The organism is Sulfitobacter faviae (assembly GCF_029870955.1).
In the GTDB taxonomy this organism is placed as follows: domain Bacteria; phylum Pseudomonadota; class Alphaproteobacteria; order Rhodobacterales; family Rhodobacteraceae; genus Sulfitobacter; species Sulfitobacter faviae.
Genome location: NZ_PGFQ01000001.1, coordinates 538,220 through 551,555, shown reverse-complemented (window position 1 = coordinate 551,555; position 13,336 = coordinate 538,220). Strand labels below are relative to the sequence as shown.

Below are 13,336 nucleotides of genomic sequence, written 5' to 3'. Positions count from 1 at the left end.
GCATCTCATGTCACACGACCTTGGCTTTTGGATACTTCAGGCGCTGAATGCGTTGCAGCTTTCCATGCTATTGTTTCTTCTTTCCATCGGCCTGACTGTCATCTTGGGCTGATGCATTTCGTGAATCTCGCGCACGGATCGCTCTACGCGGTTGGTGCCTATTTCGCAGCATCCCTCGCGGCGGTAGGTGGCTACTGGCTGGTTTTTCCTCGCGCCGGTTGCGGTCGCCGGGTCGGCATGCTGCTGTATTCAGGATTGATCAAACGAATGCGCAAATCCGGTCCGATGGCGCAAGTTCTGGTCACCTTTGGATTGATCTTCGCACTGCTCGACCTCACGCGCATCTTCTGGGGCGATCTGGCTCTTGGCATTGCGGTGCCCGACATTTTCCAAGGGCGCACGGCGCTTCTTGGGGTGGAATACCCGACGTATCGGCTCTTCATCATCGTCCTTGGTTTTGCAGTCTTGGCCGCCTTGGGTTTTGTCCTGCGGCGCACACAAATTGGTGCGATGATCCGAGCGGGGTCGATAACGACGTGATGGCCGCCTGCTTGGGGATAAACGTTGAGCGGCTGTTTTTCATTGTTTTCTGCGTCGGCTGTGCGCTCGCAGGCTTGGCAGGGGCGGTGGCCGCACCGTTGCTGAGTGTCACACCTGATATGGGGCTGCAAATTCTGATCCCGACGTTGATCGTGATCGTGATCGGTGGCTTGGCTCGCTTAAAGGCGCTATCGCCGGGTCACTGATCTATGGCTGCGTCCAGACTTTTGGCGCTGTGCTCGCCCCGCAGCTGGCCTCCGTTCTCATTTACGCGCTCTTGGCTGCGGTCCTCGTGATCAAGCCGGGCCTCTTCCCAGCGAAAGGATAAGCTGATGTTCAGCCACAATACGCTTCGCTACATAGTCTTGCTCATGCTCTTGGGCGGCGCGCTGTTTCAGGCCTTTGCCGCAGAGTATTTCGGCCTTGAGGTCCTGACCGAGATTTTGATCCTTGCCATGCTTGTTCTGGCGCTCGATATCGTCGCGGGCTTTGGCGGTATGGTTTCGCTTTGCCATGGCGCTCTGATGGGGTGGGGCCTACGCCTTCACGCTTCTTTCCACCCAATTTGGGGCGACACCGTTGATGGCCATGGGCGTGGCGATTGTCATTACGGGCGCGGCTGCTTGGGTGATTGGTGCGGTTTGTTCGCGCAGCCATGGGATTTACTTCATCATGGCCACGCTTGCTTTCGGTCAGATGGCCTATTCCTATATCTTCGAAGCGCCCCTCTTTGGGGGGACGACGGGCTGGGCGGCATCTCGCGTCTCGACCTCAGCATAATCGGCGTTGACCTTAACGACAGCCGCAGCTTTGCCTTGTTCTGTCTGGCGATGCTAGCAGGGGTTTACTTGATGTCGGTCCTGATCTTGCGGTCGGGTCTTGGCCGTTCGCTGACGGGCGTCATGCATAACGAACAACGCATGCGGGCGCTTGGGCTGACGGTCTGGCGGGTTAAGGCGGACGTCTTCGGTCTGTCGGGCATGATTGCCGGCCTCGCAGGGGCGCTGACGGCTCAGCATATCATGTATATCTCGCCCGGCCTGCTTGGCTGGACCGTGTCAGGCGAGGCGCTTGTTGTGGTTATACTCGGTGGATTAGGCACCTTGGTGGGTCCACTGGTGGGCGCCGTAGCCTTTGTCTTGCTCAAGCATGAACTGAGCGCTGTCACCACCTATTGGCACCTTGTGGTGGGCGTTGTCCTCATCGCTGTGGTGATGAGCCGGGCAAATGGGATCTATGGTTGGCTCGAGGGGCGCTGGGTTATCTGGCAAAACCGCCGAGACACGAAGATACCGCACAATCACGTGACACGGGAGACTGTAAGCGATGCTTGAGACACGTAATCTTAACAAGAGTTTCGGTGCAGTCCATGTGACGCGGGATGTGTCCCTGAAGCTGGAGCGCGGCGAACGTCGGGTGATCCTCGGCCCAAACGGCGCAGGTAAAACGACGTTATTCAATCAGCTGGTCGGTGAACTGACCCCGAGCAGCGGGAGCATTCATCTTGCGGGCGAGGATGTAACCACGCTGCCGGTTGCCAAACGGGTTCGTCGCGGTCTGTCGCGCAGCTACCAGAAAAATACACTTTTCGATGGGCTGACCGTCCGGGACAATCTGGGGCTGGCCGCGGCAGTTCATACCGGGCACGCGACGCGCCTGTTCTCAGACAGCCTTGCAAAACCGGAGGTCCGCGAGATTGTCGCAGAAGTTGCCGAACAGGTTAATGTACTGCCCTATCTCGATGCTAGAGTGTCAGAAATCAGCTACGGGGTGCGAAGGCAGCTTGAAGTCGGCGTAGCGCTAGCCACGCGGCCGCTCGTGCTGTTGATGGATGAACCCACCAGCGGCGTGGGGCCGGAGATGGCCAAAGGATTTCACGATCTGCTCAATAATTTGCCTCGTGATCTGACGATGCTCATTATTGAGCACGACATGGATTTGGCGTTCGACGTTGCGGATACGATCACCGTGCTGAACTACGGCGAGATGGTCTTTGACGGTCTGCCGGAAGAGGCGCGGGGATCGCGTATGTTAAAAGAGATTTATCTGGGGAGTTGGGAAGATGCTTGAACTCAATGCTGTCGAGTCCGGCTATGGTGAGACTCAGGTTCTCTATGGTGTTTCGTTAAGCGCGCAGCGGGGCCGGGTACTGGCCGTGCTCGGGCGCAACGGAGCAGGCAAGTCCACAACGTTAAAGACGATCATGGGGCTGCTGCCGCTAAAGTCAGGAGACATCGTTTTTGATGGCAAACCGATTGCCGCCCAGCCTTTTGATATTGCCAAGGCCGGGATCGCCTATGTCCCTGAAACGCGCGATATTTTTCCGTCTCTGACAGTGCGCGAAAACCTCGAGCTTGCGGCCAAGCGGTTCGGTGGGCCGGAGGCCGAATGGACAATGGAGCGCGTGCTGGAGGTTTTCCCCCGGCTCGAAGAACGCATGGATAACGGCGGTGCTCAGTTATCGGGCGGTGAGCAACAGATGCTGGCGATTGCGCGCGGTCTGCTGATGAACCCGAAACTCCTGATACTCGATGAGCCGACCGAAGGGTTGGCGCCGATCATCGTCAAACTGTTACATGATAAGCTGCAAGAACTGCGAGACGCCGGTCTGTCGATGGTCATTGTCGAGCAGAACTTTGGGTTTGCCACATCATTGGCGGACGATGTCGTGGTCGTTGGAAAGGGACAGATCGTTTGGTCCGGCACCTCAGCCGAGATCAGGGCAGACGAAGAGGTTCAGCATACTTGGCTTGGCGTGTGATGCAGGGGGCAGGCCTGGGCTTACGACGGGGCTGGCCTCAACCTACTTCTTCAGAGGGCTGTGTCTGGCAACCTTTTGGGCGACATTGACGAAGTTTTTGACATGAACCCCCTGATCATCGAGCCGGTAATTTACTGACAACTCGGTGCGCGCAATTTCGGGTTCGATTTTGAGAAACTTCATGCCCTTGCGCGGTGCGCTTGAGACGGACTGAGGCACGATGCAGACCCCTTCGCCTACGGCCACGAGGCTGAGGGCTGTCTGCAAATCCATGCACCACAACCTGAGAGGCGCTTCAAAGCCTGCCTCCTTGACCGCATTGAGGACCATATCGGCATAGCTTGGGCGGGGCCGTTCTGGGTATAAAATGAGGTTGTGGGTCATCAATCTTTCAAGCCGGGCAACCGTGCGCCCTCCGGTATCGACGACATCAGGGAGGGCGAGGATCAGTTTTTCCTCGGCAAGATGCTTCGAGAGAAACTCCGGGTCTCTAAGAGTGGGCCGGGCAAACACCACGTCCAATTCGCGCGACACCAGAGCACGTTGAAGATCCGCGTTGTTCATGGGGATGAGGCTGAGGTTAACGTCAGGGTAGTTGGCGCGGTAGGACCTGATAATATTGGGCAAAATCCCATAGGTCGCCGACCCGACGAAACCAATCCGTAATCTGCCTTCTGCCCCTTGGCCGAGGCGGCGCAACTCCAACCGCGTATCATCCAACTGAGCGATGATCGATTTGCCGCGATGAAGGAGCCGTTCACCGGCCTGTGTCAGGCTGATGGAACTTCGACCCCGATTGAAAAGCACCGCGCCGAGGTCTTCTTCCAATTGCTTAATCTGGCGGCTCAAAGGCGGCTGCGCCATGTCCAGACGCTCTGCGGCGCGGCCAAAATGAAGCTCCTCCGCCACGGCGATAAAGTAGCTGAGCTGCTTGAAATTCATTGTGACGCTCCCCCGAAGGCTGATGATATGTGATCCCCACCCACAAAAAAAGGCCCCCGAAGCACGGGGGCCAGTTCACAGGGAGGTGTGAAAGATTACTCGGCGGCCACGGCCTGCGAAACCGCACCTTCTTTGAGGACAAAATCGAACTCGAAATGCAGATCCGTGCCCAAGTCTTGGCTAGCGGGGTTGAACTTTCCGATCAGGCTTTCTTTCACGGCAAAGACACTGTCATCGTCAAGCCACGCACTGTCAGCATCGTAGATCTGGCTGATTAGCGGTCGATAGCCATCTTTTGAGATCATGAAGTGCATATGGCCGGGGCGGTTCGGGTGGTGGCCCATAAAGCGCAGCAACTCGCCGGCGGTTTCATCATCGGGAATGGGGTAGGGGACCGGACGCACGGCGATGAAGGCGTAATGACCGTTCTCATCCGTCTCGAAACGGCCCCGCAGGTTGTATTCCGGTTGGTCGGGGTCAAGATTCTCGTAAATACCGTTGGGCGCGTCTTCCCATACGTCGAGCGTCACGCCGGCGATGCCATTGCCATTTTCGTCTTTGATGTGACCTTCGAAAAAGACGGTTTCTTCGTTTTCAAAGTGTTTTTGAATGATCGATGCGCCCTTGGGCAGAACCGGTGGGTTCTCGCGATAGAAGGGGCCGAGCACAGTGGATTCACTCTCTTTGCCTTCGACCGGGTTAGTCATCATGTCGACAAGGACTTCGAGACCCAAGATGTCGCCCAGCAGGATGAATTCCTGCCGGTTGTCATCGCACAGCTTGCCCGCGCGCGCGAGGTAGTCGCAAGCGGCGAGGAACTCGTGGTGCTGGAGTTTCACATCCTTAATGAAACCGTGCAGGTGCTTGATCATTGATGCTGCAATTTCGCGCTCACGGCCGGTAATATCCCCGTGCTTTCCGAGGCTCTCTGTCACGACGGCGGTGATGTTGTCTTGATTAACGATGCCCATGGTTTCCTCCTCCTGGCAGTCTAGGAGCGATCTGCGCGTGCAGTGCGTCCCCATCGGACCGAGCATCCGCGATCGAGCTGCTTTGCCCAATGCCTGTCTTGGTATTGAGTGATACCGCACAGCGCGGAGCGCGCTGAGCGGAGGTACCTGTTTTAAAGTATTACCCCATACCTCCGGTGGCATGGCGCGCAAAGGGGTGATCATGGCACCAAGCTTGCATCCTGCGAATGTATGGGAGGCTCAGGTGATCGAGAATTTTAAGCGTATTCAGGCCACACTTGCGACGTCGCCGCATCTTTTGCAGCTCGGGCTGCTCTTCTCTGAAACTGTCCTCATCGAAGTGGATGGCGACGAATACTACCTGTCCTTCGACAAGGGACAGATTGCCCGGATCGAAGAAGGCCCGAGCCGGAAAACCCCTTGGCGCTTCGCGCTTCGCACCGACGCGGAAGCATTGGATAAATTCTGGCAGGCGCGGCCCGAGCCGGGATTTCATGACATTTTCGGTCTGGTGAAGATAGGACGGGGGCGAATTGATGGCGACATCCTGTGTCTCGTGAAAAATCTTCGTTTCTTTAAGGAAGTTCTAGGCATCCCACGTGCGCAGGAGGGCGTCACAGCATGAGCATCGAACCGATCACTGGCCGCTACGTTACCATTGAGGTCGCAGGCGCCGCCCGACGCATCTATTTTGAAGAAGCCGGACAGGGCCGCCCTGTACTTTGCCTACACACAGCGGGAGCTGATACGCGGCAATGGCGCCATCTGCTCAACGATGCCGAAATTACCGCTGCAAACCGATTAATCGCATTTGACATGCCCTGGCACGGGAAATCCTTGCCGCCCGAAGGGTTCGAAACCGAGGAATACCTCCTCACCACCGAAGCATATATCGAAACGATCCTCACGTTGATCGAGGGGCTGGGGCTGGATCGTCCTATCCTTGCGGGCTGTTCAATGGGGGGGCGTATTGCATTGCAGCTTGCCGCTCTGCATCCTGAAAAGTTCAGCGGTTTCATCGCCATCGAAGCCTCAGATTTCCAGCCTGCGTGGTACGACATTGACTGGTTCCACCGCCCCGATGCCCATGGCGGAGAGATGGGTGCCGCATTGGTCTCGGCCAATATCTCCCCCTATGCGCCGTCGGCGGAGCGAGCGAATACGCTTTGGATGTTCATGCAAAGTGGCCCCGGCGTATTCCGCGGCGACCTGAGCTTTTACACCAAGGACGACAGTCTCATCGCGCGATTGCCGCAGATCGATACAGACCGCACGCCGGTGCATATCATCGTCGGAGCCTATGATCTGACCTGTACCCCAGAGGATGCCGCGCGTACTGCAAAGGCAATTCCGGGTGCGACCCTGTCCGTTATGGATGAGCTTGGACATTTCCCTATGAGCGAGCACCCAGAAGGGTTTCGTCCCTTCTTTGTAGAGGCTTTAGATAAGGTCGCCAATTTAGATGCTGTGGTTGCCTAAGCTATCGCGGTGACGGGACTCATCGAAAGGGGCAATATGTCTGATGTGGCGCACAGCCCTCGGCCCGGTTTGGGTGATCTGTCGGGCTCCGCTATAGGGGCGGGGTTCTTGGCTGTTCTGGTCTCCTATGCTGGTCCTTTGCTCATCTATCTCAGCGCGGCAGAGGCAATGGGTGTCTCAAAAGACAGCTTCTCTTCGTGGGTCTTTGCGATTTCGCTTGCCGCAGGCATCTCGAGCATCGGGTTGAGCCTTTGGTACCGCATGCCCTTGGCAATGGCATGGTCGGCGCCGGGCACCGTGCTTTTGCTCGGCCTAGGCCAATCGATGTCACTTGCGGAAATGGTGGGCGCCTATCTGGTCGTCGCCGCTACGTTGCTGTTGATCGGGATCACAGGGGTTTTTGAACGGCTGGTGAGCTTTCTGCCTGCCTCGGTGACGAATGGGATGATGGCAGGCATATTGTTCGGGTTTGGCCTCAGGGCTGCGGGAGGGCTCGCAACGGATCCTGCAGCTGTGGCCGTGCTCGTCCTCGTTTTCGCCCTCGGCACCACGCTTCTTCCCCGCTATGCGATGCTTATTCTGTTAATCGCGGCCATGTTGGTAAGCGCGGTCTTCTACGATGCCTCGATTGGCCGATTAGAGGCCACATTCGCCAGTCCAGAGTTCGTAGCGCCTCAGTTCTCCACCCAAGCCATGCTCAGTCTCGCGCTGCCTTTGCTGATCACCACGCTCAGTGGTCAGTATCTTCCGGGAATGGCGATTTTGCGGGCGAATGGGTATGGGATATCGGCCAACCCCATCTTGATCGCGGGGGCTATGGTATCCGTCATCGCAGCGCTAATGGGCGGTATCACGACGGCGTTGGCGTCAATCACAGCAGCATTCTGTGCGGGGCCAGACAGCCACCCCGACCCGAGCCGCCGTTATGTCGCGGGCATCTCCTGCGGCGTGTTTTTCTGCCTCGGCGGCCTGTTTTCGGGAAGTATCATCGACCTTTTGATCATCCTACCCTCTGCGCTCATCGCATTGTTGGCGGGTCTTGCCCTACTGCAGCCGATCATGAAGTTCACCCTTGATACGTTAAACTCGGACGATCCTCAGGCCGGCATTCTGACCTTCATGTTTACCGCATCTGGCGCCAGTCTTTTTGGAATCGGCGCCGCGTTCTGGGGTGTCATCGTCGGAATTGTTGTGCATTTTCTCACTAAAGCCGCAAGGCGCTTGGGGAACCACTGAGCGAAACAAAGTGGTCGGCGTTGCGGAAGGCAGAAATCAATATGGGGATTTAGCCTAGAATCCCGCCTAACATTGCTGCGTAACGAATTCACGAAAGTCGCAACTCCAATGGGATTATTGTGGCAGCGTCATTGGCCTGCGCTCACTGGTATTGAAGGTTTACAAACTGCAAAGAAGAATAGCGCGGCTATCCTTAGTTCGATAGAAAGCGCGCTTCCCGTATCTTTGAACTGGCCTCCATTTCAACCGGACACCTTAGCTCGCCTCCGGGGGCTTAAGGATTGCATGGTGCTCGCCGCCCCAATTTATTAAGGCCAACACACAAGCCGCATGGGTGTCTAGTGAAACGGGAGGCCGCCTGCAACTCAGACCGCCGAACAGCTCGGCCCGTCGAAAGCATCCGGTCCGCCGCGAGTAACATCACGCTAGGAGCAATGGTCGGAGGAATTCCGACGCTCCGTCTGTCCGGTGAGCCTAAATCTGCTTTGATGCAGGCTGCGTTCATGGCAACTGCCTAGGCTCAGGACCCATTGATTATCGTGGAGCCGCATGATTCACCGTCCAAAAACGGAGCGGTGATATGTCTGATCTTTTCTGGCTGAGCGATGCGCAGATGGCGCGGCTGGAGCCCTACTTTCCGAAATCCCATGGCAAACCACGTGTCGATGATCGGCGGGTTTTAAGCGGGATTATTTTCATCAATCGCAATGGTTTGCGATGGCGAGATGCGCCTAAGGAGTATGGCCCCCACAAGACGCTCTATAACCGCTGGAAGCGTTGGAGCGATAAAGGCATCTTCGCACAGATGATGGTAGGACTGGCCGCCGAGCACAGCGAAAAGAATACCGTGATGATCGATGCTACCTACCTGAAGGCTCATCGCACAGCGTCCAGTTTGGGCGTCAAAAAGGGGGGCGTGGACGTCTGATTGGACGAACCAAAGGCGGCATGAATACCAAACTTCATGCAATCTGCGATAGCCGGGGGCGCCCACTCAACCTGTTCGTAACGGCAGGACAGGTGAGCGACTACATAGGTGCGCGGGCGCTTTGCGATAGTCTTCCGGATGTCGATTGGCTGCTCGGAGATCGCGGCTACGACGCCGATTGGTTCCGAGAAGCACTAAAAGACAAGGGGATACGCGCCTGCATCCCCGGACGAAAACAGAGAAAGGCGACGGTGAAGTATGACAAGCGCCGCTACAAACGCCGCAACCGGATCGAGATCATGTTCGGTAGACTCAAGGACTGGCGGCGCGTTGCCACCCGCTACGACCGATGCCCAAAGGTCTTCCTCTCAGCCATCGCTCTCGCCGCTACTGTCATCTACTGGCTATGAGTCCTGAGCCTAACCGAATCTTTACTCGAAAAACGTAATGACCACGGAGAATATTAGGATCGCGGGTGGCACGTTCCACACGGATCGCATCCCACATTCCCACATTTTTCTGAGATAGCCGCTGCCTAATACTTTATAAGTTGAAGCCTTCGCGAGGCTTATCACCCGGTCTTTCCTGTGGGATTGTGGGGGGATGTGGGATTACCACTTCTCGGAGCTAACGCCTCATTCCCAAATGGGAGTTAAAAAAATGGGCATTTCAATAGCTTGGCGGGGGCTCAGCGTAGCTGGAGAGTTTATCCACATAAACCAGATGGTGGCGGGATAGGAAGTTTCGTCATTGTCTCTAATATTGTCTTTACCACAAGACAAAAGTCAGGGTGCAGGACGGGCACCAGTTTCCACGCTTTCGCCCGCCCCGCAGGTCTCTTCTGGCACTGTCTCACAACTCAACCTTGGCGACAAGCACGTCGCATAAATTGGAGTGCCAAGATGCATCCTTCCGAGATCGGCGTACGCCGCCCCAAGCCCCGGGGTCCGTACCAGCGCAATATCTTTGCCGAAGTCAACAATGCTGCCCTTTCGCAAATCAAGTCACTGGCAGAGCGCTGGTTGCCTCGCACGCGTATGAGCGGCAGCAACCTGATGGCCTTGAATCCCACCCGCGTGGACAAGTCCATTGGGTCTTTCGGTATTAATGTCAAGACGGGCGCTTGGGCTGATTTCGCGACCGATGAAGCCTGGTGTGCCCCCATTGGGTGGTCCAGTTTGAATGTTAGTGCATGGTTGGCCTTTGGTCTATCGGGACGATGCTTTTGGGCGCAGGCGGTCGGTAGCCCAAGGCGCTGTGCGGCCTGACCGTATTGTAGTGGCGACGCCACCGTTCGATCAGGATTTGAGCCTCGCGCAATGTGGTGAACACCTCGCCATTGAGCAACTCATCCCGGAAGCGGGCGTTGAAGCTCTGAACTAACATGCAGGCCGAAGACGTTACCGATACACTGGATCTCGCATTGCAGGCGTCTGGCTGCGACCAAGTTCATGTTGTTCACAAGCCACGTCTACTCAGCGCCAACGGATCCAGTTACGTCTCAGGGGACCTGGCTGAATGGCTGCAAGACAAGGGCATGAAGCACTCGCGCGGTGCGCCGTATCGTCCCCAAACGCAGGGCAAGATTGAGCGGTGGCACCAGACATTGAAGAACCGCATCTTGCTTGAAAATTACTTCCTGCCGGGTGACCTCGAAGCGCAAATCGAAGCCTTCGTCGATCATTACAACCATCAGCGTTACCACGAGGGCCTGAACAACGTCACACCCGCCGACGTCTACTTCGGATGTGACACAGCCACTCTACAGCAAAGGGAAAGGATCAAACGAAAGACACTCGAAGCGCGACGCTTGCATCACCGACAGCACGCCGCATAATCAAACCAACCAGATGAGCCAAACTCTCTCTTAGTTTAGGCCGCCATTGGTTCCAGAAACCCTGACGACGGACATTCGGGAAGAAAGGGGAAAGCTTGGCCATCTGCTCGTCGCTCTGCCAGTAAAGGTCGCTCATGTCACCGCTCCGTTTTCCGAGCCGTGAACCACGCAACGTAGCGAAAATCAATGCATCCTGACCCTAGACCATAAGTGCCTCAAAAGCGACACGGCGGGCGCCGACAATCGGGCTGGGACGGCGGGTATAGCGGTCTACATAAACATGGACGAAAAACCCCTCGGCTGTGACCGTCTGCTCGTCGTTACGAAACAGACCGATTTCGAACCGGACCGAAGATGATCCTGTATGGGCCACCCTGATGCCAGCATGCACCGTATCGGGAAAACCCATTTCGCCGAAATACCTGCATCCGGTCTCCACGACCAGTCCGATGGTGTCACTGGTTTTCGGATCCATCAGTCCCTCTTCGATCAGCCAGCCGTTTACTGCCGTGTCGAATAGCGAATAATGCACCACATTGTTCATGTGCCCATAAACATCATTGTCATTCCAGCGCGTCGTAAGCGATCGAAAGATGGGATACTTGGCGCGGGACGTGCGGGTAGGAGCGGCTACCATGCGGCCTCGTAGATCTTCAATACATCCTGTTCAGACATTGCACGTGGGTTATTCACTAGCAGCCGGGTCTGAAGCATTGCGTCAGCGGCCATTTTCTCTAGCGCGGACTTGGGGATACCGACCTCGCGAAGACGGGTCTGCAGACCCAGACGGTTTGACAGGCCAGCCAGCGCGTCGATCAAGGCGGCACAGCGGTCCTTTGCACCTTCGACTTCGGCAAGGTGCGGAAAGGCGTCGGCTGCGATTTCGGCATAGGTCGCGTAGGCGACCGGAGCGTTGAACCGCAAGACATGCGGCAGAACCAACGCGTTGGACAGGCCGTGGGGCACGTGGAAAGTGCCGCCGATCGGATAGGCCAGAGCATGCACCGAGGCGACTGGAGAATTAGCAAACGCCTGCCCGGCCAGCATGGAGCCCAGTAACATCGCCCCGCGAGCCTCGACGTTGCCGGGTTCGGCGACGACGGTTTCGATGTTCGCCCCCAGAAGGCGCAGGGCCTCGCGCGCGAGAGCCTTGCTTAGGGGATTGTTGTTACAATTGGCCGAGGCGTAGGCTTCGATCGCATGGACGATCGCGTCCACACCGGTTGCAGCGGTGATCGCAGAAGGTAGGTCTAGGGTAAGTTCAGCGTCGAGAATGGCGATGTCGGGCAGCAATATTGGGCTGGAAATGCCGCGTTTTTCCTCGGTGCCGACGGTGATGATAGAGACAGGTGTGACTTCGCTGCCAGTGCCGGAGGTGGTCGGGATCAACACCAGTGGCATGCGGGGCCCTTTGGCCACTCCAACGCCCCAAGCCTTGTCCAGATCCTCGCGTGAACCCAGGAGCAGCGCGGCAACTTTTGCAATATCCAAAGATGAGCCGCCGCCAAAACCGACGACGCCGGTAACCTCTGCCGCATCCCCGGCCGCAAGCGCCGCCTTCAGTGTAGCTTGTGACGGATCCGGTTCTACCTGATCGAACACAGTCACGGCGATGCCCGCTGCTTCAAGCGAGGCCAGCGCGTTGTTGCACAATCCCAATTTGCGCAGCCCGGGATCGGTGATGAAGAGCACGTTTGCGCCTAACAGCGAACCCGAAATATCGGCTAGTTCAGCTGAGGCGCTGGGGCGAAAAACAATTGACTTTGTGGTGTTGAATTCGAATGGGTCCATTAGGTCCTCGGAAGGTTGAGTTGTGTTTGCCGTCGAATAATCCGGCCTAGCTTAGATGACTTTCGCACGAATAACGCGTTCTCGTTGGCTTTAGTCTATGGTCCCTAATCTTAGACGGTTGCAGTGCCCTGCATAGTAACGATGTTGTCGCCGGTGCGGCGCACCCGCAGAGCCAGTCCTCTTGGGCCTGACCTGGCTTCTACACGCACCGGTTGGCGGCAGGTCAACGGAGCTGTCCCGCGGTATTCAAAGAGCGTAGGCGCATGACCCAACAGCATAGTAGCCAAGTTTTGCATCCAGATTGCCTGCATCGGGCCATGCACGACAAGGCCGTCATAGCCTTCGACCTCGCGCGCATAGGGCGCGTCATAATGAATGCGATGGCCGTTAAATGTAAGCGCAGAGTACCGAAAAAGTAGCGTTGGACTCGTGGTGATATCGCGGGTCTCGGCATCTAGCCATGGATCTGCTTGTGGCGGAGCAGGCAGAGGCGCGCCAGGGTTGGGGTCTTCGCGATAGACGATGTCTTGCCGCTCCTCTATGCGAGTCTTGGCGTCTACTTGATATAGGTTGCGCAGGGTAACAAAGCCCAGACGCCCGCTGCGGCCTGTCTTGAACGTGACGTTTTCGATGGTCGAGATCTTAGTAATGGTTTCGCCTTCTGACAAAGGGGCAACGCGTTTGATCTGACCACCGGCCCACATCCGGCGAGGTAGAGGCAGGTCCGGCAGGTAGATCCCGGTGCGAGGATGGCCGTCACGACCGAGAAGGTCCGGCGTACAGATGTCCGGAGCAAGACAGAATTCGACACCGGGGGGCACGGCCAGGGGGCCAATACGCCGTCCAACGTC

Annotated in this window: 14 protein-coding genes and 2 pseudogenes; 10 read left to right on the top strand and 6 right to left on the bottom strand. The window is 56.8% G+C overall.

Translation table 11 applies throughout. The annotated features are described in order from the left end of the window. The first annotated feature begins 111 nt into the window (after nucleotides 1-111). The 5 genes from CUR85_RS02905 to CUR85_RS02885 all read left to right on the top strand — a co-directional run bounded on the left by CUR85_RS02905 (nucleotide 112) and on the right by CUR85_RS02885 (nucleotide 3,301). The gene (locus tag CUR85_RS02905) at nucleotides 112-540 is read left to right on the top strand and encodes an ABC transporter permease subunit (protein WP_280321515.1); all 429 of its coding nucleotides are present in this window, start codon (nucleotides 112-114) and stop codon (nucleotides 538-540) included. Then, the gene (locus CUR85_RS02900) at nucleotides 540-746 is read left to right on the top strand and encodes an ABC transporter permease subunit (RefSeq protein ID WP_280321513.1); all 207 of its coding nucleotides are present in this window, start codon (nucleotides 540-542) and stop codon (nucleotides 744-746) included. Before CUR85_RS02905 ends, CUR85_RS02900 begins: the two co-directional genes overlap by 1 nt. A 126-nt stretch (nucleotides 747-872) precedes the next feature. Beyond that, nucleotides 873-1,874, top strand: coding sequence for a branched-chain amino acid ABC transporter permease (locus CUR85_RS02895; protein WP_280321511.1), 1,002 nt, complete (start codon nucleotides 873-875; stop codon nucleotides 1,872-1,874). Beyond that, nucleotides 1,867-2,610, top strand: a complete 744-nt coding sequence (locus tag CUR85_RS02890) for an ABC transporter ATP-binding protein (RefSeq protein ID WP_276153383.1) — start codon at nucleotides 1,867-1,869, stop codon at nucleotides 2,608-2,610. Before CUR85_RS02895 ends, CUR85_RS02890 begins: the two co-directional genes overlap by 8 nt. Further along, complete coding sequence (locus CUR85_RS02885; RefSeq protein WP_276153382.1) at nucleotides 2,603-3,301, top strand: ABC transporter ATP-binding protein; 699 nt, start codon at nucleotides 2,603-2,605, stop codon at nucleotides 3,299-3,301. The genes CUR85_RS02890 and CUR85_RS02885 overlap by 8 nt, the downstream gene beginning before the upstream one ends. A 42-nt stretch (nucleotides 3,302-3,343) precedes the next feature. Here CUR85_RS02885 and CUR85_RS02880 read toward each other — a convergent pair whose 3' ends face one another. Beyond that, complete coding sequence (locus tag CUR85_RS02880; protein WP_276153381.1) at nucleotides 3,344-4,243, bottom strand: LysR family transcriptional regulator; 900 nt, start codon at nucleotides 4,241-4,243, stop codon at nucleotides 3,344-3,346. Nucleotides 4,244-4,338: 95 nt separating this feature from the next. Beyond that, complete coding sequence (locus CUR85_RS02875) at nucleotides 4,339-5,214, bottom strand: dioxygenase family protein (RefSeq protein ID WP_276153412.1); 876 nt, start codon at nucleotides 5,212-5,214, stop codon at nucleotides 4,339-4,341. Nucleotides 5,215-5,416: 202 nt separating this feature from the next. Between CUR85_RS02875 and CUR85_RS02870 the strand changes: the two genes are divergently transcribed. The 4 genes from CUR85_RS02870 to CUR85_RS02855 all read left to right on the top strand — a co-directional run bounded on the left by CUR85_RS02870 (nucleotide 5,417) and on the right by CUR85_RS02855 (nucleotide 9,267). Then, nucleotides 5,417-5,839: a hypothetical protein gene (locus CUR85_RS02870; RefSeq protein ID WP_276153380.1), complete on the top strand. Its 423-nt coding sequence runs from the start codon at nucleotides 5,417-5,419 to the stop codon at nucleotides 5,837-5,839. After that, on the top strand, nucleotides 5,836-6,693 hold the full coding sequence (locus CUR85_RS02865; RefSeq protein ID WP_276153379.1) for an alpha/beta fold hydrolase: 858 nt from the start codon (nucleotides 5,836-5,838) through the stop codon (nucleotides 6,691-6,693). Before CUR85_RS02870 ends, CUR85_RS02865 begins: the two co-directional genes overlap by 4 nt. A 36-nt stretch (nucleotides 6,694-6,729) precedes the next feature. Then, nucleotides 6,730-7,929, top strand: coding sequence for a benzoate/H(+) symporter BenE family transporter (locus CUR85_RS02860; protein WP_276153378.1), 1,200 nt, complete (start codon nucleotides 6,730-6,732; stop codon nucleotides 7,927-7,929). Nucleotides 7,930-8,509: 580 nt separating this feature from the next. Next, nucleotides 8,510-9,267 (top strand): IS5 family transposase gene (locus CUR85_RS02855; RefSeq protein WP_280321503.1). Its coding sequence is split into 2 segments (ribosomal slippage): nucleotides 8,510-8,831 and nucleotides 8,831-9,267, totalling 759 coding nucleotides; the frame shifts between segments, so codons are not numbered across the junction. A 775-nt stretch (nucleotides 9,268-10,042) separates the two neighbouring features. On the opposite strand, the pseudogene CUR85_RS02850 reads toward CUR85_RS02855, so the two are convergent. Next, nucleotides 10,043-10,234: pseudogene (locus tag CUR85_RS02850) on the bottom strand (integrase core domain-containing protein); the annotation flags it as partial. 1 nt (nucleotide 10,235) lies between these two features. On the opposite strand from CUR85_RS02850, the pseudogene CUR85_RS02845 reads away from it, so the two are divergent. Further along, nucleotides 10,236-10,694, top strand: a pseudogene (locus tag CUR85_RS02845) (transposase); the annotation flags it as partial. 199 nt (nucleotides 10,695-10,893) lie between these two features. Here CUR85_RS02845 and CUR85_RS02840 read toward each other — a convergent pair. From CUR85_RS02840 to CUR85_RS02830, 3 genes are all read right to left on the bottom strand, one after another. Continuing rightward, on the bottom strand, nucleotides 10,894-11,331 hold the full coding sequence (locus CUR85_RS02840) for an acyl-CoA thioesterase (RefSeq protein ID WP_276153584.1): 438 nt from the start codon (nucleotides 11,329-11,331) through the stop codon (nucleotides 10,894-10,896). Further along, complete coding sequence (locus CUR85_RS02835; RefSeq protein WP_276153583.1) at nucleotides 11,325-12,485, bottom strand: iron-containing alcohol dehydrogenase; 1,161 nt, start codon at nucleotides 12,483-12,485, stop codon at nucleotides 11,325-11,327. Before CUR85_RS02835 ends, CUR85_RS02840 begins: the two co-directional genes overlap by 7 nt. Before the next feature lie 110 nt (nucleotides 12,486-12,595). Further along, on the bottom strand, nucleotides 12,596-13,306 hold the full coding sequence (locus tag CUR85_RS02830) for an HTD2 family dehydratase (protein ID WP_280321499.1): 711 nt from the start codon (nucleotides 13,304-13,306) through the stop codon (nucleotides 12,596-12,598). Between the last annotated feature and the right edge of the window lie 30 nt (nucleotides 13,307-13,336).

Bases quoted from the DNA above. Each gene is read 5' to 3' on its own strand.
- CUR85_RS02905 (WP_280321515.1), top strand. From the start codon at position 112: ATGCATTTCGTGAATCTCGCGCACGGATCGCTCTACGCGGTTGGTGCC.
- CUR85_RS02900 (WP_280321513.1), top strand. From the start codon at position 540: ATGGCCGCCTGCTTGGGGATAAACGTTGAGCGGCTGTTTTTCATTGTT.
- CUR85_RS02895 (WP_280321511.1), top strand. From the start codon at position 873: ATGTTCAGCCACAATACGCTTCGCTACATAGTCTTGCTCATGCTCTTG.
- CUR85_RS02890 (WP_276153383.1), top strand. From the start codon at position 1,867: ATGCTTGAGACACGTAATCTTAACAAGAGTTTCGGTGCAGTCCATGTG.
- CUR85_RS02885 (WP_276153382.1), top strand. From the start codon at position 2,603: ATGCTTGAACTCAATGCTGTCGAGTCCGGCTATGGTGAGACTCAGGTT.
- CUR85_RS02880 (WP_276153381.1), bottom strand. From the start codon at position 4,243: ATGAATTTCAAGCAGCTCAGCTACTTTATCGCCGTGGCGGAGGAGCTT.
- CUR85_RS02875 (WP_276153412.1), bottom strand. From the start codon at position 5,214: ATGGGCATCGTTAATCAAGACAACATCACCGCCGTCGTGACAGAGAGC.
- CUR85_RS02870 (WP_276153380.1), top strand. From the start codon at position 5,417: ATGGCACCAAGCTTGCATCCTGCGAATGTATGGGAGGCTCAGGTGATC.
- CUR85_RS02865 (WP_276153379.1), top strand. From the start codon at position 5,836: ATGAGCATCGAACCGATCACTGGCCGCTACGTTACCATTGAGGTCGCA.
- CUR85_RS02860 (WP_276153378.1), top strand. From the start codon at position 6,730: ATGTCTGATGTGGCGCACAGCCCTCGGCCCGGTTTGGGTGATCTGTCG.
- CUR85_RS02840 (WP_276153584.1), bottom strand. From the start codon at position 11,331: ATGGTAGCCGCTCCTACCCGCACGTCCCGCGCCAAGTATCCCATCTTT.
- CUR85_RS02835 (WP_276153583.1), bottom strand. From the start codon at position 12,485: ATGGACCCATTCGAATTCAACACCACAAAGTCAATTGTTTTTCGCCCC.